The organism is Rhizobacter terrae (assembly GCF_003852895.1).
Lineage (GTDB): Bacteria > Pseudomonadota > Gammaproteobacteria > Burkholderiales > Burkholderiaceae_C > Albitalea > Albitalea terrae.
Genome location: NZ_QUSW01000001.1, coordinates 1,251,069 through 1,272,963, shown reverse-complemented (window position 1 = coordinate 1,272,963; position 21,895 = coordinate 1,251,069). Strand labels below are relative to the sequence as shown.

Annotated in this window: 17 protein-coding genes and 1 pseudogene; 11 read left to right on the top strand and 7 right to left on the bottom strand. The window is 66.1% G+C overall.

Translation table 11 applies throughout. From position 1 onward, the window contains the following. Positions 1-239: 239 nt before the first annotated feature. Positions 240-1,973 (top strand): glycoside hydrolase family 17 protein, encoded by a 1,734-nt coding sequence (locus tag DZC73_RS05845; RefSeq protein ID WP_124539213.1) that lies wholly within the window; start codon positions 240-242, stop codon positions 1,971-1,973. 193 nt (positions 1,974-2,166) lie between these two features. Beyond that, a complete protein-coding gene (locus DZC73_RS05840) occupies positions 2,167-4,233 on the top strand; it encodes a diguanylate cyclase (protein ID WP_124539212.1) in 2,067 nt (688 codons plus the stop codon). Between the two features lie 131 nt (positions 4,234-4,364). On the opposite strand, the gene DZC73_RS05835 is transcribed toward DZC73_RS05840, so the two are convergent. Then, the gene (locus DZC73_RS05835) at positions 4,365-4,904 is read right to left on the bottom strand and encodes a hypothetical protein (protein WP_124539211.1); all 540 of its coding nucleotides are present in this window, start codon (positions 4,902-4,904) and stop codon (positions 4,365-4,367) included. A 563-nt stretch (positions 4,905-5,467) separates the two neighbouring features. On the opposite strand from DZC73_RS05835, the gene DZC73_RS05830 reads away from it, so the two are divergent. Both DZC73_RS05830 and DZC73_RS05825 read left to right on the top strand, forming a co-directional pair. Next, positions 5,468-6,013, top strand: a complete 546-nt coding sequence (locus tag DZC73_RS05830; protein ID WP_124539210.1) for a GNAT family N-acetyltransferase — start codon at positions 5,468-5,470, stop codon at positions 6,011-6,013. Between the two features lie 157 nt (positions 6,014-6,170). Next, entirely contained in the window at positions 6,171-7,049 is an 879-nt protein-coding gene (locus tag DZC73_RS05825) for a hypothetical protein (protein WP_124539209.1), read from the top strand. Positions 7,050-7,074: 25 nt separating this feature from the next. On the opposite strand, the pseudogene DZC73_RS30565 reads toward DZC73_RS05825, so the two are convergent. Continuing rightward, positions 7,075-7,834, bottom strand: a pseudogene (locus DZC73_RS30565) (glycoside hydrolase family 5 protein). A gap of 449 nt (positions 7,835-8,283) precedes the next feature. Here DZC73_RS30565 and DZC73_RS05810 point away from each other — a divergent pair. The 7 genes from DZC73_RS05810 (at position 8,284) to DZC73_RS05780 (ending at position 15,990) form a co-directional block, all read left to right on the top strand. Then, positions 8,284-8,997 (top strand): coiled-coil domain-containing protein, encoded by a 714-nt coding sequence (locus DZC73_RS05810; RefSeq protein WP_124539206.1) that lies wholly within the window; start codon positions 8,284-8,286, stop codon positions 8,995-8,997. Positions 8,998-9,050: 53 nt separating this feature from the next. Further along, a complete protein-coding gene (locus DZC73_RS05805) occupies positions 9,051-10,091 on the top strand; it encodes a hypothetical protein (protein WP_124539205.1) in 1,041 nt (346 codons plus the stop codon). 34 nt (positions 10,092-10,125) lie between these two features. Continuing rightward, complete coding sequence (locus DZC73_RS05800) at positions 10,126-11,913, top strand: OmpA family protein (protein WP_124539204.1); 1,788 nt, start codon at positions 10,126-10,128, stop codon at positions 11,911-11,913. 57 nt (positions 11,914-11,970) lie between these two features. Then, positions 11,971-12,762, top strand: a complete 792-nt coding sequence (locus DZC73_RS05795; RefSeq protein ID WP_124539203.1) for an ABC transporter permease — start codon at positions 11,971-11,973, stop codon at positions 12,760-12,762. Further along, positions 12,759-13,592, top strand: coding sequence for an ABC transporter ATP-binding protein (locus DZC73_RS05790; protein WP_198414782.1), 834 nt, complete (start codon positions 12,759-12,761; stop codon positions 13,590-13,592). Before DZC73_RS05795 ends, DZC73_RS05790 begins: the two co-directional genes overlap by 4 nt. Before the next feature lie 83 nt (positions 13,593-13,675). Beyond that, positions 13,676-15,274: an ATP-binding protein gene (locus DZC73_RS05785; protein ID WP_235834999.1), complete on the top strand. Its 1,599-nt coding sequence runs from the start codon at positions 13,676-13,678 to the stop codon at positions 15,272-15,274. Further along, positions 15,271-15,990 (top strand): winged helix-turn-helix domain-containing protein, encoded by a 720-nt coding sequence (locus DZC73_RS05780; protein ID WP_124539202.1) that lies wholly within the window; start codon positions 15,271-15,273, stop codon positions 15,988-15,990. Before DZC73_RS05785 ends, DZC73_RS05780 begins: the two co-directional genes overlap by 4 nt. A gap of 140 nt (positions 15,991-16,130) precedes the next feature. Here the strand turns inward: DZC73_RS05780 and DZC73_RS05775 are convergent, their stop codons facing one another. The 5 genes from DZC73_RS05775 to DZC73_RS05750 form a co-directional block, all read right to left on the bottom strand. Next, positions 16,131-17,321: a carbohydrate porin gene (locus DZC73_RS05775; RefSeq protein WP_124539201.1), complete on the bottom strand. Its 1,191-nt coding sequence runs from the start codon at positions 17,319-17,321 to the stop codon at positions 16,131-16,133. 100 nt (positions 17,322-17,421) lie between these two features. After that, positions 17,422-18,141 (bottom strand): hypothetical protein, encoded by a 720-nt coding sequence (locus DZC73_RS05770; protein WP_161974466.1) that lies wholly within the window; start codon positions 18,139-18,141, stop codon positions 17,422-17,424. Continuing rightward, entirely contained in the window at positions 18,138-19,172 is a 1,035-nt protein-coding gene (locus DZC73_RS05760) for a glycoside hydrolase family 26 protein (protein ID WP_124539198.1), read from the bottom strand. Before DZC73_RS05760 ends, DZC73_RS05770 begins: the two co-directional genes overlap by 4 nt. Beyond that, the gene (locus DZC73_RS05755) at positions 19,169-20,476 is read right to left on the bottom strand and encodes a glycoside hydrolase family protein (RefSeq protein WP_124539197.1); all 1,308 of its coding nucleotides are present in this window, start codon (positions 20,474-20,476) and stop codon (positions 19,169-19,171) included. Before DZC73_RS05755 ends, DZC73_RS05760 begins: the two co-directional genes overlap by 4 nt. After that, on the bottom strand, positions 20,473-21,873 hold the full coding sequence (locus DZC73_RS05750) for a GH1 family beta-glucosidase (RefSeq protein WP_124539196.1): 1,401 nt from the start codon (positions 21,871-21,873) through the stop codon (positions 20,473-20,475). The genes DZC73_RS05755 and DZC73_RS05750 overlap by 4 nt, the downstream gene beginning before the upstream one ends. Positions 21,874-21,895 lie beyond the last annotated feature (22 nt).

The window sequence follows — 21,895 nt, the reverse complement described above, 5'->3', positions numbered from 1 at the left end:
GTCCCGCTCGTACTGCTGTTTCGCGAGGCTGGTGCGAAGCAGATCGTTCGCATGGCTCCCGATTGTGACTGGCGCACACGGGTGAAACCGGTTCCGTTGTTGACCCACTGCCCGGATTCTCCACAGGTCTAACCCTGATGGACGCACCGAATCCTGCTCTGATAGCCTTGTGAAAGCGATTTCAGAAAGCGGTTCCAAACCGCGCCAGTGGACCAACGAGACAACCTTCGGATAGGAACATGACACAGCCATCTACGCTGCGTCGTCGCCTGGTGGCGACGGGGCTTGCCATTTTCTCGACGCTTGCATTGCACGCCTGCGGAGGCGGCGGATCATCGTCCGCCCCGGCGCCTGCACCGGCCCCAGCCGCGGGCGTGCGCGCCCTCGCGGCGGACTTCTACACCCGCAAGGCAGTGGCCTATTCCGGCTACCGTGGCGCGGACCGCAACACCGCGCCCACCACGGCCCAGGTGCTGGAAGACCTTCAACTGCTCACGCAGGCCAACTTCAAGCTGATCCGCCTGTTCGGCAGCGGCGACGCTGACAGCAAGGTCGTGCTCAAGACCATCGCCGACAACCACCTGGACATCAAGGTGCAGCTGGGCGTGTGGATCTCCGGTTCCAAGGCGACGCAGGACACCGAGAACCAGGCCGAGATCACCCGCGGCGTGGCGCTGGCCAAGACCTACAGCGACATCGTGATGTCGGTGAGCATCGGCAACGAGACCATGGTGGACTGGTCGGCCCTGCAGGTGCCGGCCGATGACATGGCCGCCTACATCAAGCAGGTGCGCGACCAGATCACGCAGCCGGTGACCACCGACGACAACTGGGCCTTCTGGGCCAACAAGGACGGCAAGTACGGCACCGACAAGATCCTCGCGGCCGTGGACTATGTGTCGCTGCACACCTACTCGCTGCTGGACAGCGTGTACGACCCGGCGTTCTCGTGGAAGATGGAATCGACGCCCGAGCCGCAGCGTGCCGCCGCGATGATGGACGCGATGATCGACAAGGCCAAGACCGACTACGGTGCGGTCAAGGGCTACCTCACGAGCAAGGGCGTGACGCTGCCCATCATCATCGGCGAGACCGGCTGGAAGGCCGCCGGTGGCGAGGCCAACCGCGACCACCCGGTCAACCAGAAGATGTACTTCGACCGCCTCAACGCCTGGATGGGCGGCCCCAAGCAGATCTTCTACTTCGAGGCCTTCGACGAACCCTGGAAGGGCGGCGACAACGGCTGGGGCCTGTGGGACGTGAACCGCAAGGCGCGCTACGTCATCTATGACCTGTTCCCGGCCAACATGCAGGACGGCGGCACCTACGCCGCGGCCGACGCGCTGTACTACAAGGCGCCCACCGCGAACCCCACCATCACGGCCAACACCTACGTGCTGTTCGCCGACACCGTGCCCGCCGGCGCGGCGCAACCCTCGGGCGCGAACACGCCGCTGACGAGCTGGCAACCCTGGGACAGCCCGGCCACCGCCACCGGCGCCATCATCGGCACGAGCACGGCCGAGGGTGCGAATGCGCTGGAGATCTCGCCGAATCCGAAAGACTGGGGCTGGGGCTTCTTCCTCGGCCTCGCGAATGCGGACGACCTGAGCAAGTTCAACGTGGCCGATGGCTACCTGAACTTCAGCATCAAGACCACGTATGCAGGCAAGCTGGAGATCGGCTTCTTCACCGGCAGCGCTGGCGCCAACACCGGCGTGGACGTGTACCTGGCCATTGCGCCGGGCCAGTACGGCTACCAGAACGACGGCGCCTGGCACAACGTGTCGATCCCCGTGACGGCGATTGCTGCAAAGGCAGCGCCGGCTTATGGCCAGCCTGCATCGGCCGCGCTGAACATGGCCCAGGTGACCAACGGCTTCGTGATCGCCGACCGCTACGCCGTGACCAGCAACACGCCGGGGTCCAAGATCAAGATCCAGGTCGACAACATCTATTGGGACCATCACTAGTCGGTTCCCGTGAGCGGCGGGGTGATGTGCCATGGCGCGTCACCCCGCTTTTTTCATGGTTCGCACGGCCCGGTGTGACGAGTTTGTGCAGTCGCTGAACACAGTGACCTTACCTACTGCGCAACCCGATTGACACTGCGCCAGGTGCTGCGCAACATGCGGCGATCCGGGCAGTGAGGTGTCGCGACAGTCCATGGTTTCCAACGATCGTGCCGAACCGCGCCTGCGCATCGGCGTCTTGCTGCCGGAAATCGACGGCGAGTACTACCGGCCGCTGGTCGATGGTGTGTGCCGGCAAGCCAGCGAACTCGATGTCGACCTGGTGTTCTACCCGGGCCACCTGCCTGGAACTCCGGGCGTGTTCCAGCGCCAATGGGGCGCGGTGTTCGAGCTGGTGGACTCCGACATCCTCGACGGCCTGCTGATCTTTGCCTCGACCCTTCAGTTCTACCTCGACGAACAGGGCATGCGCGAGTTCCTCTCGCGCTTCGAGCACATGCAGGTGGTGTGCGTGGGCCTGGAGACGGTGCAGTGGCCAGCCGTCATGCTGGACAACCACAGCGGCTTCAAGAAGCTGGTGGAGCACTTTATCGAGGCGCACGGGCACACCCGCATCGCCATGATTGAGGGGCCGCCCGACAACCGCGATGCCCAGGAGCGCCTGCAGGCCTACCTGGATGCCCACCGCGATGCCGGCCTCACACCCGATCCGATGCTGCGGGTGGTGGGCGCCTTCTCTCAGCACACGGCGCGCGAGGCGATGGACATCCTGTGGTCGCGCGGCGAGCCCTTCAGCGCCATCGTCTGTGCCAACGACGAGATGGCCCAGGGCGCGCTGGCCGCAGCCGTGGACCGCGGCATCGACACTCCCTCGGGCCTGGCCATCGGAGGCTTCGACGACCTGCTGTCCATCTACAAGACCGGCCCCTCGCTCACCACCGTCAACCAGGCCATCGACACCCAGGGCGCGACCGCGCTGGGTTTGCTGGTCGACAGCCTGCGCGGCGAGGAAGTGCCGCAGTACGTGGCCATCGACACCCGGCTGGTACTGCGCAGTTCCTGCGGCTGCCATGGCAGCTCCTCGCTGTCCGAGCGCGCCGGACTGATGGCCCAGCAGGTGCGCGACATGGCGCGCACCGAATCTTCATTCGCCATCGCCAACACGCTCAGCCGTGACCTGCTGAGCTTGCGCGATGCCATCCATGCGCTGGAGCTGACGGAGAACCGCCGCCAGGTGCAGCAGCGTGACATCGCCCTGGATTTCCGCAACCAGTTCAAGGCGCGCGTCACCACCGACAACCTGGACGACCTGCTCGCCGCGCTGGGCGAAGGCCTGAAGAACCTGGGCGTGGGCACCTGCCTCATTGCGCTGTACCGCGAGCCCTTGACGCTGGAGCAGATGCGCGACGAAGGCATGCCGTCGTCCTCGCGGCTCATCTTCGCGATGCACGAAGGCTGCCTGCGGCCGGAATGGGTGGAACAGGACTTCTCCACCTGCCGGCTCTCGCCCGACGACGTGTCCATCGGATCACGCGCCACCGAACGCGTGGTGCTGCCGATGTTCTACCTGCGGGAGCACTTCGGCTTCATCGTCATCGACCGGCAGGCCGAGACCGGCCTGCGCTGCGAAGACCTGCGGCACGAGCTGTCCACCTACATCCACCACTGCCTGCTGGTGCGCGACCTGGCCAATGCGCGCGACCTCCTGCGCTCCGACCTGGCACGCGTGCAGCGCGACAACGAAGCCTTGTCGCACCTGGCCATGCGTGACGAGCTGACGGGCCTGTTCAACCGCCGCGGCTTCTTCGAGCTGGCGCACACGCTGCTGAGCACCGCGCGCATCACCAGCAAGCCGGTGACGCTGATCTTCGCGGACCTGGACGGCCTCAAACAGATCAACGACACCCACGGCCACGAGGAAGGCGACGTCGCCATCCGCGAGGCGGGGCGCCTGCTGCGCGACACCTTCCGGCAGGACGACATCGTCTCGCGCATCGGCGGCGACGAGTTCGTGGTGCTCACGCGCATCCACAACCTGGACAGCCTGCCCGAGATCGAGAAGCGCCTGAGCAAGGCTTTCGACGACTACAACACCACCCACGGCAAGCCCTACACCCTGGGCTGCAGCGTGGGCGGCTACGTGATTCCGGTGGACTCGAAGGAGACGCTGGAGGACGTGCTAGCCCAGGCCGACCGGCTGCTGTACGCCACCAAGCGGCGCAAGCGGGCGCAGCGGGAAGGGCGCACGTCGAAGTTTTGAACGCTGGACGGTGAAGATGGGGGGGCCGCGTTCCAAGCTGTGCGGTTTCGATCGTGTCTGGTTGGCATGGGCGCGGCCGCAAACGACCCAAAGCGGAAGTTGCGATGCCTCGATCGGCCGCCGCAAAGTGGTCAGTCAGCGGAGCTGCGGACTGCCCATTCGTCAGCCCTCGTACGAACCACATAGATGTGCTGCCTGTCGGGAAAGTCTGGCAGCGGAATCGGATTCTCCTCGTAGACATCAAGTACCGAGAAAGTCGTCGATGAAGAGAAAAACAGTTCCTGGTTTGCGCCAAAGTCATACTCGATGTCACCGTCGTCGATGCGGAGCAGGACTCCCCAGATCGAGAGCGGATTTCCTTGCGAGGTCGTACTGTCAAATTCGGTCCAAAACTGCGGAATCGAAGATCGAGACGCAGTGTTCGCCAGTTGCATCGCTCGTTCTTTGCTGGCATGTGCCAGACGGAGCAGTTTGTTTCCCTTGGCGATCGAATCGACCTCGTTAGACGCCGCACTGAACTGGAACCAAACTAATGAGGTGCCCAGCTGGAACTCAAGCGAGACAAGAGCGCCCGCATCCACGCGCCCGAGTGCATCGGATGATCGAAGTTCCGGAACAGCGGGCAGTCGATCTAAAGTGGCTCGTACATGTTGGCGTGAGGTGGATGCCATCTTATGCCTAGTTGTGAAGCGAACGCTTCTCGGTCACCGCAATTGGCTGCTGGGACCGCGGAGTCAAACGTCCCGACAGGAGAGTTCAACCATCGTGCTCGGGTGACCAAGCAGGGGCGATCGAATGGTCGGGATACAGGAGGATCCAGGACGAACCGCACTGCGTGCAGCAATATCGGACGCGGAGCAATGCGCCTCCGTCGATGGGGTGTCCATTCGTCCGCAGCCGCCCGGTATCGACATTGTGCTGAAGCACGCCTTCCACAGTCGCGATCGGCTGTCGGAAGTGCACAGTCTTCGCAATGGCCAAGCAGGATGAACAGGTCATCGATTCCGCAGACACGAAGATTGACGATGTCGCCCTGGCTCTCGAACTGCACACCGATCGTGACCGGTTCGCCGGTTATCACGAAGTGCCGAGCCGAACGTTGCTTTGTCGATCCGCTCAGGAAGCATGGGCCCAGTCTACCAAGCGGCCCCGACACCTGTCTGTCGCGACCGGCAGCTCCTGGCCGGGGTCGTGAAGTCGCGGCTGAGCCTCGCTATCGCGCTAGAGTCACCAAATGGCAATCCTCACCACCGCGCGCCTGCGCCTCGAGCCTTTCAACCTGTCGCACCTTCACGGCCTGCACGAGATGAACGCCGACCCCGAGGTGATGCGCTACCTCTCAGGGCGGCCGGAGACGAGGGAAGAAACCATGGCTGTCATCGAACGCGTGCAGGCGCGTTGGCTTGAGTTCGGCTATTCCTGGTGGAGCTTCATCGATCTAGCAAGCGCTCAGGTCGTTGGCGCGGGATGCATCCAGAACCTGCGCCGCACCAACACGCCGTTGCCCGATCGCACCTGTCCACTGGAGATCGGCTGGCGGCTGCGACGCGACCGCTGGCACCAAGGCTTGGCCAGCGAGGCCGCTGTTGCCATGGCCGACTTTGCATTCGGGGCACTCGCGGCGCCGGAGCTCTATGCAGTCTGCGATCCAGAGAATGCGGCGTCCGCCTCGGTGATGAGGCGGCTCGGCATGGATGACCTGGGCATCGACACCTGGTACGGACACAGCCTGCGCACCTGTCGCGTGACTGCTGAACGGTGGGCCTCCAGGAAAAGCTGAAGCGAGGCTGACCACCAAGCGGTGGGCCATGCCCGTCACGGCAGAGGGTCGATCCGCAAGCCTCCTACGCTTGATGGAGATGTGGGATTGACGCCTCATCCGTCGTCCCTAACGATCTCCTGCGCAGGATGGTCCTGCCACGACGAAAGGAGCAGCGATGAACACGATGAAGTGGGTCCTCTTCGACCGCACCAAAGGCGCGACGACGCACGACGGCGCCAGCATCACGCCGGTGGCGATGGGCCAGATGGCGGAGGCTGTTCAGGCGCAGATCAACGAGGAATTCGCGGCCGAGTGGGGCGCGAAGGCGGAGATTCGCGTCGGTGCCAGCGCGAATGACGTGAAGCCTGGCGAGTGGGCGTTCATTCTCGTGCCGACGCTGCCGGACGCACCCGGTGCGAGCGCGTACCACGACATCAGCGACAAGGGCGTGCCGTACGCGTTCTGCGCGGTAACCACCTGCGGCAGCATTCTCGGGCGCGACGGCGTGAGCGTCGACCTGTCACACGAGATCCTCGAAACCTTCGGCGACGAGGGCGCGAATCTCTATGCCTACGACAACGCCGGCATCCTGCATGCGATGGAGATGTGCGATGCGGTGGAGCTGCAGACCTACTCGAAACTGACCAGGGACAAGACGCCGGTGCAGGTATCGAACTGGCTGCTGCGCTCGTGGTTCATGGTGGGGTCGAAAGGCCCGTACGAGTACATGTCGCTGGCGAAGTTGAATGGTGCAGTCCAGCCGGCAGGGCCGCTGAAGACCGCGCCTGGCCACGGTGGCAACTACCAGATTGTCGGCCGGTGGAGCGGCGCGACGCACAACGTGTTTGCCAAGCACGCGGCCGGTGCCGCGGAGCAGCACATCGAAGGCGTGCGGCACAAGGGCATGACGCCTCACTGGAGTTCGCGAACGGCACTTCGGCTGTCGAAGATGGTGCAGACGGACCCGGCCGTGCGCGGCCTGCCAGGCGACATGCGCAACTTCGGTCAGAACCGGATCTCCCGTGTGCCGGTCGGGACGGAACGTCTGGACTGATCGACGGTCGACAGGGCTGGTGCGTTCACTGTCCGAGCAGTGCTTCCCGGATCGGTGCGCGCCACGCCTTGCGGCCCGGGTCGTACACGCCGAACCCTGCGCCGAATTCCCAGTAGCCCCAGGTCATGCCGCGGCGTTCCGCTTCGTCGCGCATGATCCGGGTGAATTCCTGGCGCGAAGCCATCGGGGCCTTGCCATAGGCGCCGAACTCTCCGAGGTAGACGGGGTAGCGGTGTTGCCGGGACCACTGCGCGGCGATGTCCAGGGGAGCTCGCATCTGCTCTTGTTGCGCGGGTGAACAGCAGGTCGTTCCCAGCCAGGCCGCAGCATGACTGTCCCATTCGGCACCCTGGTGGGTGAACTGGAAGGGCTCGTAGTTGTGGACCGTGACGATCAGCTCCGGGTCATTGGGCAAGGTCAGCTGGTTCAAGGCCTTCGCGCTGTTCCATTGCGTCGGACCGATCATCACAACCCGCTTGGGGTTGGACTGGCGCACGACCTGCAAGGCTCGCGCGGCGAGCTCCGCTGTCCAGCGCGTCGCCATCGAGCTGCCGATAGTGATGCATGTTCACGATCACCGTGAGATGCCGCTTGAGCAGCTCATCGATGACGGCGTCCACGCGCTTGCCAAACCCTTCGTCGATGTGTGCCTGTGCGTCCAGCGAGGCGTGGTTGCTCCAGCGCACGGGCAGGCGCACGCTCTGGAATCCGGCCTCCACGACCTTGTCGTAGAACGAGTCTTCCACGCGAATGCCCCATGCGCCTTCAGTGGGTGCCTCCAGCATGTTGCCGAAGTTGACGCCTCGCCCCAGCGACTTCGCGACGGCCCACGCCTGCTCTGAGGCACCCGGTGCCGCACCGGCGGCCATGGGCGGGAACGAGTCCAGGCTGAAGGACGGGTCGTTCGGCGCCTTGACCGCCGCGCAGCTCGCCACGGCGATGCACAAGCCGAGGCGCGCCATGACGGACAGGGGCCTGAGCAGCCATGGCGGCAGCCACTTTTTCCAGGGGAGCAAGAGCATGCAATCTCCTCGCGACAAGACGGCTCGGCAGCCTACCTGAAAGCAACCACTCGTCCCAGGCTTTCGACGCGAAGGCCCTGATGCGCATGCTCGAGGCGACCCCAGGGCACTTATGGATTCCTAACGCCGTCATATGCGGCCCTGACGCACGCACTGGTGTAGTCACGCCCATGCGCTGACCGCAGCGCCCAACGGGTTGAAAGGCGCAAGCCATGACGGACACCACAGACACGGACAACAGGGACAGGCTCGGCTCCCAGCTATGGGGCGCCCTGAAGAATGCATTGACGGACGAAGATCCGATTGCGCAGGCGCGGCGCGCCAAGCTTCAAGGCGGCAAGGCGCCCGTCGCCGCGACGGGGCCGGCTCCCGAACCGTCCGTTCAAGCGCCCATGTCGCCCATGGCGGTGGCATTGCTGGAACAGGTTCTGTCGAAGGCGACGGCCTATACCGCACTCACCGAAAAGCTCGCGCCGCTCGAGTCGATCATCTCCGACGAGCGCATGCGCTATCAGGCGGCCTACGCGCTGATCAAGGGCTCGCGCTCGGTCGAGCAGGTCGTTCAGTCGATCGACATGCAGCACATGCAGGCGCTCGAGGCAGAGGTGGGGCGCTTCGCCGCGCAGTTGCGGGAGAAGGAACGCGTCGAGATCGGCACCCGGTCTTCGGAGTGCCAGACGCTGAGCGCCAACATCGATGCAGCCACTCGGCAGACGGCACGCCTGCGCGAGGAACTCGACGCTCGCATTCAACAGATCGAAGCCACGGTGGCAAGAGACCGCGAGCGACTGGCCCAGGTCTCCCAGGAGATCGATGCGAGGCGGCAGGAGTTGACAGGCGTGAAGCAGCAATTCGACGCCGCCGCGGCGACGGTGCAGGACTCCCTCTCCAGGGCGAAGGCCACGGTCGTGCGGCACCTCGCCTGAACACGACAGGCGCAACACACGGAAGGGCCGATGCGGCCCAGCAAGGAATGAACATGAACGACATGGTCCCCATGGACTACAAGCCCAAGAGCTTCTGGGAACGCAAGGAGGGCGTCACCGGGCAGGTGGTGGGTGTCGCCCTCGTGGGGGGCGCCGGATACCTGCTCTACAAGGCGCTGCCTGCGCTCATCACGCTGCTGGAAAACACCATCTACGCCGGCGTGCTTGGCGTGGTCGCGGTGTGCCTGGGCTTCGTGATCACGGACAGGCGCTTCTGGCGGCTCGGAGCCTGGGCCTACATGAGCGCCATGCGCCGGCTCACGCAGGTCTTCGTGGAGATTGATCCCATCGGGATCATGAAGAACTACGTCGAGGAGCTGAAGAAGAAGCTGGTCGACATGAACGCACGCGTCTCGCGCCTGTCCGGAATGATCCGCGCCTGCAAGGAAGAGATCGCGAGCAACGACCAGGTGAAGTCAGGCGCGCTGGGTCTCGTCAGCGAGGCCAGGCGCAAGGGGCTGACGATGGTCGCCGCGGCGCAGTCGCGCAAGGCGGGCCGCATGGCCGAGGCCAACCTGACGTACCAGGACTTGCTCGCGAAGATGGAGCTCCTTCACCGGGTGCTCGTGAAGTACCAGGAGGTGTCGAGCTTCCTCATCGAGGACATGACGCAGGAGGTTGCCGTCAAGGAGCGCAAGCGCGCGATGGCCAAGGAAGCGTACTCCGCGATGAAGTCGGCCATGGCCATCATCCATGGCGACCCGAGCGCCAGGCAGATGTACGACATGGCCAGCGAGTACGTCGCTGCCGACTACGCCATGCGCATCGGCGAGATCGAGGACTTCGTGCGGATGTCCGACACCTTCATGCAGTCCATCGACCTGCGCAACGGCGTGTACGAGCAACAAGCCGTCGAGCTCCTGGCCGATTGGGAAAAGAACGCCGATTCGATCGTGCTGGGCGACGCCAAGCGCCTGCTGATCGAGAACAACCCTGCAAGCGCTGCTTCGCCGCCGCGCGGTGGAACTACCCAGCAGGGCACCGCAAGCACCGACGCGCCGGCGCTGGACTGGTTCGGCAAGGCCAGCAAGTGAGCCGACTTCAAGACTGAATGTGAAAGGAAACATCATGGCACTCAAGCCCCTCCCGAGACTTCTTCTCATCGTGACCGCTGTCGCCGGCAGCTGGTATGGCCTCAACCGATACGTCCAGTACATGCACGCACAGAACGTGACTGCGAGCGCGGTGCCGGCTCATGTGGATGTGCCCGTCGCAGGCTCCGCTGCCCCCGCGGCAGGCCCGATCGCGCTCGGGCCGGCGCCGATGGCCGCGGCCACGGGCGACTACACGGCGCGCACGCTGGTGTTGCCGTGGAATGCGGTGGCAGGCCTGGCCTACGCCAACGGTGACTCGACCACCAGCGCCGGCAGCCTCATGGCTCGCCGTGGCGTTCGCCTGGCGTTGGAGCGCCAGGACGACTACGCCCAGATGGTGGCCGAGCAGGCACTCTTCGCGGCCGAGGTTGCCGCCGGCGTGGCACGTCCGGCCAAGGGCGCCGCGTTCGTCGTCATCATGGGCGATGCGCTGCCGGGCTACGCAGCCTCCGCCCAGGCCGCCCTGGCCAAGATGGGCCAGCAAATCGAAGTCGTCGGTGCGCTCGGCTACTCGCGAGGCGAAGACAAGTGCATGCTGCCTGCGGAAGTCGCGGCCGACCCGCAGAAGGCGCGCGGCTCGCTGATCGGTGCCGTCCTTCGCGACGGCGACTGGAACATCTGCATCAAGTACGCCTCGGACAACAAGATCCCGGTCAACCCGGACCCGAAGACCTACGACCCCGATGCGATGAACTTCGTGTCGGTCGGCGCGTTCACGGAAGCCGACGAGAAGCTGATCGCCGCAAGCAAGGGAGCCTGTGAAACCCGCCCTGTGGTGCGCAATGGCCGGGCCACGGGCGCCACCCAGAAGGTCTGCCAGAACGGCACCGCCACCTGGACGCCTGGCGACGTGAAGGTCGCCCGCGAGGTGGGGGGCCTCGCGGCCGTCGCATCGACCAAGGAGTACATGTGGCAGATGCCGGCGGCCATCATCGGCAACAAGCAGTGGATGGCGCAGAACGCCCCGTTCGTCCGCAACATGCTGGCGGCCGCCTTCGATGCCAGCGATGCAGTGAAGGCGAGCGATGCCAACCTGCTGGCGGCGTCCAAGGTGATGGCCAGGGTGATGCGCGAGCAGACGCCCGAGTGGTGGGCCAAGTACCACCGCGGCGTGGTGGAAAAGGACGCGAAGGGCCTGGACATCAGGCTGGGCGGCTCGACCACCAACAACCTGGCGGACAACCTGTACCTGTTCGGCCTGAACGGCAACGACAGCCTGTACAAGCGCGTCTACACCGTCTATGGCGGCATTGCCCATGACCTCTATCCGGAGGAAATGCCGGCCGTGCTGCCGTACGAGTCGGTGGTGAACACCAGCTACCTGCAGTCGCTCGCCGCCAGCGCCACCGCTGCCGCTGCCGCGAAACCCGCCACGCCCGTCTTCGAAGCGAATGCGCCGGCGACCTCGACCTTCGCGAAGCGCTCGTGGGCGATCGAGTTCGACACCGGCAAGGCGAGCTTCCGGCCGGAAGCCATTCCCGTGCTCGAGCAGATGATCGACCAGGTGGCCGTGTCCGGGCTGGCGGTGCAGATCGCAGGCCACACCGACAACGTGGGCGACTCGGCGTCGAACCTGGTCCTGTCCAAGCGCCGTGCCGACGCGGTCAGCAGCTGGCTGCAGGCCAACGCGCCTTCGTCGTTCCCGAAGGATCGCGTGCGGACCCGCGCGTACGGGGACCAGCAGCCGGTGGCGGCCAACGCCACCGCAGAAGGCCGCGCGAAGAACCGCCGTGTCGACATCGCGCTGATCCGCACCGAGTGATGCGATGGACGGATCGCCCGCCAGCCATCGTGCGGACGATCCGTCGCGAGAAGCACCGTGAAAGCCGTCAACCTCTTTCTCCCGTTCACGCCCGTGCGGGCGCGCTGGCTCCAGCTGACGCTGATCGTCCAGGCCTGCCTGGCCATCGCGCTGTGGGCCATGAGCGGATCCACGACGCTCCCGTCCCCGATGGAGGTGGCCCGCGCGTGGATCGATCTGGTCCAGCGGCAGGGACTGCTGTTCGAGTTGTGGGCCAGCGTCAAGGTGAGCGTCGTTGCCTTGCTCGTGTCCACACTGGCGGCTGTCGTCGTGGCCTGCCTGGGCACTGCACCGGTGTTCATGCCGGCGGCAAGGCTGTCGGCGGCCATGCGGTTCCTGGGCTTCGCCGGCCTCACCTACGTGTTCATGCTCGCATCCGGCGACGCGCACTCGCTGCGCGTGGCGATCCTCTCGTTCGGCATGTTCGTGTTCATGGTGACCTCGCTGCTGGCAGAGATCGCGGCCACCCCGCGCGAGCGCATCGACCACTGCCGGACGCTGGGCATGCGGCACTGGCGGATCACAGCGGAAGTCGTCGTGCTGGGCAAGGCGGATGTCATCCTGGACCTGATGCGTCAGAACGCCGCCGTCGGCTGGACGCTCCTGACGCTGGTGGAAGGCATGACCCGGTCGGAAGGCGGTGTGGGCGCGATGTTGCTGAACCAGAACCGCTACTTCCTGCTGGCCGGTGTCTTCGCGATCCAGCTGACGATCCTGACCTACGGGCTGGGGCAGGACTTCCTGCTGTCGCTGCTGAAGGACTCGTTGTGCCCGTACGGCAGGCTGGGCAAGGAAGGAATCTCAGCGTGAGCCCCGCCATGAAGCATCCGTACACCCTCGGCCAACGCCTGCTCACCATCGACAAGGTGTGCGTGAGCTACGACAGGCCCATCCTCGAGGCCGTGAGCGGCACGATCGACAACATCCAGCGCGAAGGCATGCAGCAGGGCCAGGTCGTGTGCCTGCTGGGGCCTTCCGGTGTCGGCAAGTCGCAGCTTTTCCGTTGCATCGCCGGCCTGCAAAGGCCGACCTCGGGAAGCGTGCGCCTCAACGGCGCTCAGCGCGAGGTGCAACCTGGCGAAGTGGGCGTGGTGGCCCAGAACTACCCCCTGTTCAATCACCGGACCGTGTGGGGCAACCTGATGGTGGCAGCGAGCAAGACCAGCGACACCGCGGAACAAGCCCGGCAGCGGTGCCTGGCCTTGCTGGAAGAGTTCGAAATGGTGGACACCGCGAAGTCGTATCCGCTGGCACTCTCGGGCGGCCAGCGCCAGCGCGTGGCCATTGCCCAGCAGCTGTTGTGCAGCTCGCACTTCCTGCTGATGGACGAGCCGTTCTCGGGCCTGGACCCGCTGGCCAAGACGAAGGTGTGCGAGACGATCATCCGGGTCTCGATGACGAACGAGCTGAACACCATCATCGTGGTGACGCACGATGTGGAGAGCGCCATCCGCATCGCGGACACGCTGTGGGTGCTCGGCCGCGAGCGCAATGCCGATGGCAAGCTGATCTCAGGGGCGTCGATCAAGGAGGTCTACAACCTGGCCGAGATGGGGCTTGCGTGGGACCCGGACATCGAGTCGCGCAAGGAGTTCTTCGAGATGGCGGCGGCGTTGAAAGGCCGCTTCGCAACCCTGTGAACCGGTGGGGGCGCAGCCAGGCGCTGCGAAGGTCATGGCTGCAGCGCCTGGATGCATTCATGGGCGTGCGCCTGGAGGCTGGAATGTCTGGTACGGTTGCCACCATGATGGACGATTCCTCGATCGCACCGGCGCGGCTGGCAAGGTGGCGCTGGGCATGGGCCTCGGCGGTCTGGGCCGTGGCGTGGGCGCTGATGGTCTATTTCGAGCGCCGCATCGGGCTGGCCCAGGTCGCGATCACGCTGGTCCTGGCGTCGGCCCTCGCCGCCATCTGGCTGCCCCTCGTGTCTTCGCTCGCGACGACGGTGGCGGCGGTGCTTGCGTTTGACTATTTCTTCGTGACCCCGAAGTACACCCTGCGCGTCGACATGACCGAAGACGTGCTGTTGCTGCTGGAGATCGTCGTGCTGAGCTGGGTCGTCTCGGGCCTGCTCGCGCGTGGCCGCGTGCTGGCGAGCCGGGCTCGACGCAACGCGCGGCATGCCGATCAGATGCGTGCACTGGGGGACGCCTTGCGTGAAGCGGAAGACCCGCTGCAGCGCGGGAAAGCCTTGCACATGGCCCTGAAGGACCTGCTGGGGCAAGAGCCGAAGCTGCTGCTGCGAAGCCATGCAGCGATGGATGGCGAGGCGAGTGAAGTCATCGCCGTCGACGCCCCCAACGCTGACGAGCTTGCGGGGATGCGGCACTGCATGCGCCTGTGCAAGCAGTTCGGCCCTGGCACCGGCTGCGAGCCGGAGTTGCCGGCGCTGTATCTGCCGCTGCGTGGCGGGGAAGACGAGGCGTTCGGTGCAGCCTTGATTCCAGTCAGTCAAAAGCAGATGGCCGCTCCCGATGCGCTGACGCAGGCGCAGGCCTTGTGCGACCAGATGGGTCAATTGCTGCATCGTGCGCAGACCCAGCGCGAGGCCGAAGCGGCGCAAGCCCATGCCCAGGGACAAGCGGTTCGCAATGCACTGCTGGCGGCCATCTCCCACGACTACCGCACGCCGCTCGCGGCCATCATGGGCGCAGCGTCCTCGCTGCGTGACGTGGGCAACAAGCTCGCCCCTGAACAGCGCGAACGGCTCGCACAGAGCATCGTGGCGGAGACCCACCAGCTCAGCCGATTGACCGACAACACCCTGCAGCTCGTGAGGCTGGACGCGCCGGGGGTGAAATTGCACCTCGACTGGGAATCGGCGGATGAACTGGCCGGAGCGGTGGCCGGCCGGGCCCGCCGGCACGACCCGGATCGTCGGTTGAAGGTGTGGACTGAGCCGGACTTGCCGCTGGTCCGCTGCGACGCGGTGCTGTTTGCGCAGATGCTGGAGAACCTCGTCGACAACGCACTGAAATACAGCGACGCGCCGGCCCCGGTCGAATTGACCGTGCGCAGGCAGGGACACCACATCGTCTTCGCCGTTCGCGACCGCGGATCGGGCATCGAGCCCGCTTGGCGCGAAAGGATCTTCGATGTCTTCCAGCGTGGCGACTGGCGGTCCAGCAGCACGAACAGCGCCGCGCAGCGTGGCGCCGGCGTGGGCCTGGCCGTGTGCCGTGCGATCGCGCGTGCACACGGCGGCGAACTCAAGCTGCGTCAGCGCGGCCACGGCGGGTCGAGCTTCGAGTGCTGGCTGCCGGAAGAAGAGGCGCCTCGCGTGGAGGAACACGATTCAGCGATGAATGGAGCGCCGACATGACGCTGCGAGTGCTGTTGGTCGAGGATGACCGCGAGTTGTGCCAGACGCTGAAGGACGCAGTGGCGGCCGAGGGCTACGAGGTCTACACCGCCGCGAGCCTGAGCGAGGGCTTCGCCCTTCTCAGAGGCCTGGGGGCTGGCACGTCGCAGGGATGCGCGCCGGTGGACATGGTGCTGCTGGACCTTGGCCTGCCGGACGGCGATGGCGAACAGTTGCTGGTGGCGCTCAGGCAGAAGCACAACGTGCCGCTCATCGTCATCTCGGCGCGGGAAAGCGATGGCCAGAAGGTTCGATTGCTTGACGAAGGCGCCGACGACTATCTGGTCAAGCCGTTCAGCATCCGCGAATTGCTGGCCCGCATGCGGGTCGGCCTCAGGCACCGGGGCACGAGCGTGGCGCCCGCGGTGACGCACTACAGCCTGCGAGGCCTGGACATCGACCTGGGCACACGCGACGTGCTGCTGGACGGCAAGGAAGTGCACCTGACGCCCACCGAGTTCAACTTGCTGGCCCGCCTGGTGCGCAGCGCAGGCCAGGTGGTGACGCACCGCCAACTGCTGCTGGACGTCTGGGGTGCGGAGTTCACCGAGCACACGCACTACCTGCGCCTGTACATGGCTCAGCTTCGTGCAAAGCTGGAAGAGAACCCTGCAGACCCGCAGTTGCTGATGACCGAGCCAGGCGTCGGCTACCGGATCGTGGAGCAGCGCACCTGAGCCGGCGGCAAGAAGAGAGTAGGGCGGACGCAGCCAACGCGCCCGCCCTACAAAGCGCCGCAAGCTTGTCCAGTACAAGCGACGCACCGATGACCATTCAGGAAGGCGCTTCGATGGCGCCTTCCTGTCTCAAGCGCTGATCACCACCAGGCTTCAGCCTGGATGCCGATGGACGTGCCGGACTTCTGGTCGCCATAGACCTGCTTCAGGCGTTCGCCGTTGACCCAGTTGTCACCCAGCACCTGGCGTGCAGCTTCATTCCAGAAGGCGTGCGTGACGAACAGGCGCAGCGTCGGACGCGACCAGGGCTCCTTGCCGGCGGAGACTGCACCAGCCAGCGTCAGCTTGGTCATCTGGCGCGTGGCGGCGCCATCGGGCTTGACGATGTCCGTGCCCAGTTCGGCCAGGAAGCGGAAGGGGCCGCTGATGTGCGTGTCGGTGCGGCCGCCCAGCGCGGTCCACTTGCTCTTCACGCCGGCGTTGTCGTTGATGCGGTACTCGCCGAACAGGTCGAAGCTGGTGCTGGCGGCCAGCTTGCCGGTCTGTTGCACGACGAAGCGCGTGTTCTTCACGTCGCCGGTCTTGTCGTGCTTGAAGCCCAGCAGCGTGTCGCCACCGAGGAAGCCCGACAGGCTCTGGTAGGCGCCGAAGGCAATGCCGTTGGGCTGCTTCACCGGGTCGGTGCCGGCGGTCTGGTCATGCGACTTCAGCTGGGCCGACGGCGTGACGTAGATCGACAGCTCGCCGTTGGGCATGTCCTTGATGTTGGTCAGGCGGATCGGCAGTGCGAAGCGGTTGTCGTTCGCGGCACCGCGGCCGTTCATCATGAAGGCCACGCTCAGCTTGCCCAGGCCCACGTCCATGTTCTCGATGCCGGCGCCGTCGCCGTCGTTGTTCTCGAGGAACTGGTCGTTGATGCCCGTCTGCAGGCGGTTGTAGAAGCGGCGGCCGGCCCAGGCCGTGCCGTTGCCCAACTGCGAGATCTTGTTGCCGAAGATGTAGATCTGGCCGAAGCGGGTGGTCAGCTCGTCCGTGCCGTTCTCGGTCTGGCCCCAGGCGCGGTAGACGCTGGGCATGACGCGCACGTTCCAGTCGGCGCCTTCGTACTCGGCCAGCTTGGCGGTGAAGGTGGGCTCGATCACGTAGTCGCACTCATTGCCCAGGCGCCACTTGGTGTCCGCGCCCGGCAGGCCGAAGCACACCTGCGTGCCGCCGCGGGCGTTGATGCCGGTGCCGGCGCGCATGTAGCCGGAGAAGTCCACTTGCGTCGCGTTCGCGGCGCCGCAGGCCGCGAGAAGCGCGGCTGCCAGTGCGAGAGTTGTCCTTTTCATGAGAGTCTCCTGTAGTGCTCGAAAGGTTTTTGGGCGTGAGGAAGTCCTGCACGCGGCTGCCCGGCGCCGCGCGCATGTGCGAGAAAGAGGGGTGGTGGGACTAGCGGCTCAGCGTGATGCGGCCCACCTGGAAGTCGATGTCGCGTTTGCCGCCAGCGACCTTCGGATCGGCCACTTCCACCGCGGACACCGCAGTGCTGGTGGCGGCGATGGTCCTGGCGTTGCCGCCGCAGTACGCCTCGGAAGCGAAGCGGCTGAGGTCGATGCTGTATTCGCGAAGCTCGGTGCTCACCGGTTGCACCACCACCGGGTAGCAGCCGTTGTCGCGCGTGGCTTTCTCATTGCCCATCACGCGGATGCGCAAGGTGCCCGGCGCATTGGCGGCCAGCTGCAGCGTGAGCGTCTTGTACGAGGACAGGTCCAGCGTCTTGCCGCCATTGCCGGCGCCCACACTGAAGCCGATGCCGCCCCAGCTGCTGCCCTTTTGCGGCCAGATCACGCCGGTGACGTGCGCCACGCCGTCGGCCACGCTGATCTTGCCGAAGGACGCGTCGCCGGGCTTCTCCGAGTAGGCGAAGCCGTCCAGCGAGGCGCCTTGCTCGGTGCGTCCCTCGGCCTTCATGGCGGCGAACACCAGCTTGCCGGCATCGGCGGTCGGGGCCGGCGCTGCGGCGGTGGCCGCAGGAGCGGGTGCCGGTGCGGGTGCGGGACTGGGCGCGGGCGCGGGCGGCGCCGTCGGTGTGCTGCTGCAGGCCGCGCCCAGGGCAGCGGCCGCCACAGCGGCGAGCCATGCGCGGCTCGCGGCGGGACGTTGTCTCATGTCGGTCTCCTTTTTCGACTGATGGACAGGAGCGCGTGGCCATTCCCCCGAATGGACGCGCGGCGAAGACTCTGGATGGCGGCGAGCCAGCTCTCGTCGCTCGAGGTGAGCGACCAACTGGTCTCCTTGACCGTGTCGAACCAGGTGAAGGCGCGCACGTTGGGCAGCGACTCGATGTCGCTGAACATGCGCGCGATCCAGGCGGCCTTGTCGCCGCCGGTTTCCGAGCAGCCGAGTTCGGCCAGCACGATGGGCTTGTCGGGCGAGATGGCGCGTGCGGTGGCGACGGCATCGCTGAATACATCGGCGAACGAGGTCCAGCGCGACCAGCTGCGGCTGCTGCCGAAGTTGTAGCCGTCGATGCCGATCCAGTCGACGAACTCGTCGCCCGGCCAAGCCGCGCGCGGGTCGTTCCACGACGCCGCCGGCGCACTCGCGTTGTTGAAGCACCAGACCCACTGCACCTGGTGCGCACCGGCATCGCGAAAGCGCTGCACCACGCGGCGGTGCGCCTTCACGAACAGCTCGGGCTGGCGCTCGTTGTTCACCGTGCACCAGGGGTACCAGTCGCCGTTGAACTCGTGGCCGAAGCGCAGCATGAAGGGCAGGTCCAGCTTGGCGGCGGCCTGGGCCCAGGTGTCAATGTAGGCATCCCACCGACCCTCGACGATGTCGGCCAGGGTGATCGGCTTGTTGCCGTGGCCCCAGGGTTCCCAGGTGACCTGCGCGGCGATGTTGCGCTGCGCGAGGAAGCGAAGCTGCGATTCCGGGAAGGCCGATTCGAAGCGCGTGAACCACATCGCGGCCGCCGGCTGGCGGCGAAGGTCCGATTGCGTGGTGGCCACCACGTCGGGCAGCGCGTCTTCCCGGAAGATGCCGAAGAAGATGCCCTTGGCCGCATCGTCGCTGCCGTCCACCAGTACGGGCAGCTTCAGCGCCTTGTCCAGCGCAGAGGGCGCGGGCGCGGCGAGCGCGGGCCAGGCCAGGCCCATGGCTGCGGCGCTGACGAGGTGGCGTCGGGTGCTGTTCACGGCTGCGCGTCCAGTTGAACGAGGGCCATGGACCGGGCGGGCAGCGTGAGTTTGCCGTCCTTCACCGCGATGTCGGCGAAGGGTGCTTCGCTTTCCACCACCTCGGCGTCAAAGCCGCGTGCGCTCACGGCACGCAAGCCGCGGGCGTCGATGCGCACGCTTTGCGCGCTGGCGGCGGTGTTGATGAGCAGCAGCTTCGCCTGCTTGCCCGAGCGCGCCGCGTGCGCCCACAGCGATGCATCGCTGCTGCGCGTGTCCACGAAGCGGCCGTCGAGTTCACGCACCAGCTGGAAGCCGTAGTAGGTCGGGCGCGGCACGCCGCCGATGTCCAGCAGGCCGTGAAAGCCAGTGCCCTGGTAGGCGAAGTAGTGCGCCACCGACACACCCTGCTCGGCCATGCGAAGCGCGGACTCGCCAGCCCACAGCGCGCCGGTCTGGTCGGCGAGGAAGCGCGGCCGGTCGGTCTTCCACGACAGGCCGAACTCGGTGATGCCGAACTTGATGGCGCGCTGGTGGCCCAGCGGATTGCGCTTCGCGTCCTTCCACAGTGCGGTGTAGTGGGCGATGGAGCGGTCGACCTCGGCCACGGTGGACAGCGCGGAGTCTTCGGTGCCGTCACCATCGGTGGGGTAGATGTGCCAGGTCAGCACGTCCACCACGTCGCCGCAGCGTTCGACGAAGGCTGCGACGAAGCGCGGGGCGCCCGGCTGTGCGCCGGAGACCGCCGGACCGGCGATGAGCGCCTTCGGGTCCTCGTGGCGAATCGCGGCTGCCTGGGCCCGGAACATGTCGCAGTAGCGCTGGGCGGTCCAGCTTGCATCGCCGCGCACTTCGCTGAAGAGGTCCGGCTCGTTGCCGATTTCCCATGTCGTGACGTTCAGGCCGCGTTCGCGGGCCATGCGCACCGCGCGGGCGGCGTCCTCGGGCTTGTTGCCGGCCGGCCGGTCCGGACGGCCTTCGAAGACGCGTGTCTGGATGGTGAGTTCCGGGCCACCCTTGACCATCGACAGCAGCAGCTTGAACGTGTCCAGCGATGCGGCATCCATGTCCTGCTCGTCGCCGACGTTCCCCCCCGGGAAGCGCAGGGCGGCGGTCGGCACCTTCGCGAGCTCGTCTTTCCAGTCGGCCACTGCCATCCAGTTGCCGAAGTTGAAGCCGGCGGTCACGGCACGGTTCACGGCCAGGCCTTCGCGGCCCGCGTCCACCGTCACCGTGGTTTCGCCGTGCGCCACGGCGAGCGCGAGCGCACTGCAGCCGAGGGCTGCCATGCGCGCGACCGTCCGCCGTGTGATGAGGTGCTTCATGCTGCGCAGCCGTTGTTCGCAATGAGCTGGCTGTACCAGTGGAAGCTGTCCTTGGGCGTGCGCTGCTGCGTGCCGAAGTCCACGTGGATGAGGCCGAAGCGCTTGCCGTAGCCGTAGGCCCACTCGAAGTTGTCCAGCAGCGACCAGGCCATGTAGCCGCGGATGTCGCAGCCCGAGCGGATGGCACGGTGCAGCGCGATCACGTGGCGGTGCATGTACTCCACGCGCAGCGCGTCGTGCACCTGGCCGTCATGGCCCACCTGCGTGTTGTCGCAGGCGCCGTTCTCGGTGATGAACACCGGCGGGTTGCCGTACTCGTCGCGCAGCCAGGTCAGCACCTTGGTGAAGCCTTCGGGGAAGATGGGCCAGTCGATGTGCGTCTTCGCGAAGCCGGGCACGTTGACCGTGTCCAGGTTGCGCAGCGCATCCATCTGCCGCTGCGGGCTGTCGCCGGGGCGCAGCGGCAGGGGGTTGGCCGGCGCCTTCGCGAAGCTGCCGGTGTAGTAGTTGATGCCCAGCATGTCCGGGTGCTGGCTGATGGTGGCCATGTCGCCGTCCTCGATGGGCGCGCGGATGCCCAGTTCGGCATAGCGCGCCGCCATCGCGGCCGGATAGCGGCCGTGGTAGATGGGGTCGATGAACCAGCGGTTGAACCAGTCCAGCCCGCGTTCGCAGGCAGCGATGTCCTCCGGGTCCTGCGAGTAGGGCTCGCGCCAGTCGACGTTGGGCGCCATGCCGATCTGGCCGCCCAGCTTGCGCTTGCGGAATTCCGTCATGGCGAGACCGTGGCCGAGCAGCAGGTGGTGGGCCACGGTGACAGCGCGGTTGAGGTCCTTCTCGCCGGGCGCATGCTCGCCGATGGCATGCGACAGGAACGAGGCGCACCACGGCTCGTTCACGGTGAACCAGAAGGGCACGCTCTCGCCGAGCGCGTCGAACATGACGGCGGCGAAGGCCGCGAAGTCCTGCGCGGTGCGGCGGTTCATCCAGCCGCCTTCGTCATGCAGGGCCTGCGGCAGGTCCCAGTGGTAGAGCGTGGCCATGGGCGCGATGCCCGCGTCGCGCAGCAGGCTCACCAGGCGCTTGTAGTACGCGATGCCCAGCGGGTTCACTTCGCCGCGGCCATGGGGCATGACCCGCGGCCAGGCGATGGAGAAGCGGTAGGCGCGTGCGCCCATCTGCTTGAGCAGCGCAACGTCTTCCTCCACGCGGCGGTAGGAGTCGCAGGCGATGTCGCCGTTGTCGCCGTTCACCACGCGGCCGGGCGTCTTGGCGAAGCTGTCCCAGATGCTGGGCGCACGGCCGTCGACGTCGTGTGCACCTTCGATCTGGTAGGCCGAGGTGGCAGCGCCCCACAGGAACTGGGACGGGAATTGAATGGGGGGATGTGACTTCATGGCGGCCACGATAGCTGGCCAT

Excerpts from the sequence above, each read along its gene's own strand:
- DZC73_RS05845 (WP_124539213.1), top strand. The coding sequence starts at position 240 with ATGACACAGCCATCTACGCTGCGTCGTCGCCTGGTGGCGACGGGGCTT.
- DZC73_RS05840 (WP_124539212.1), top strand. The coding sequence starts at position 2,167 with ATGGTTTCCAACGATCGTGCCGAACCGCGCCTGCGCATCGGCGTCTTG.
- DZC73_RS05835 (WP_124539211.1), bottom strand. The coding sequence starts at position 4,904 with ATGGCATCCACCTCACGCCAACATGTACGAGCCACTTTAGATCGACTG.
- DZC73_RS05830 (WP_124539210.1), top strand. The coding sequence starts at position 5,468 with ATGGCAATCCTCACCACCGCGCGCCTGCGCCTCGAGCCTTTCAACCTG.
- DZC73_RS05825 (WP_124539209.1), top strand. The coding sequence starts at position 6,171 with ATGAACACGATGAAGTGGGTCCTCTTCGACCGCACCAAAGGCGCGACG.
- DZC73_RS05810 (WP_124539206.1), top strand. The coding sequence starts at position 8,284 with ATGACGGACACCACAGACACGGACAACAGGGACAGGCTCGGCTCCCAG.
- DZC73_RS05805 (WP_124539205.1), top strand. The coding sequence starts at position 9,051 with ATGAACGACATGGTCCCCATGGACTACAAGCCCAAGAGCTTCTGGGAA.
- DZC73_RS05800 (WP_124539204.1), top strand. The coding sequence starts at position 10,126 with ATGGCACTCAAGCCCCTCCCGAGACTTCTTCTCATCGTGACCGCTGTC.
- DZC73_RS05785 (WP_235834999.1), top strand. The coding sequence starts at position 13,676 with ATGTCTGGTACGGTTGCCACCATGATGGACGATTCCTCGATCGCACCG.
- DZC73_RS05780 (WP_124539202.1), top strand. The coding sequence starts at position 15,271 with ATGACGCTGCGAGTGCTGTTGGTCGAGGATGACCGCGAGTTGTGCCAG.
- DZC73_RS05775 (WP_124539201.1), bottom strand. The coding sequence starts at position 17,321 with ATGAAAAGGACAACTCTCGCACTGGCAGCCGCGCTTCTCGCGGCCTGC.
- DZC73_RS05770 (WP_161974466.1), bottom strand. The coding sequence starts at position 18,141 with ATGAGACAACGTCCCGCCGCGAGCCGCGCATGGCTCGCCGCTGTGGCG.
- DZC73_RS05755 (WP_124539197.1), bottom strand. The coding sequence starts at position 20,476 with ATGAAGCACCTCATCACACGGCGGACGGTCGCGCGCATGGCAGCCCTC.
- DZC73_RS05750 (WP_124539196.1), bottom strand. The coding sequence starts at position 21,873 with ATGAAGTCACATCCCCCCATTCAATTCCCGTCCCAGTTCCTGTGGGGC.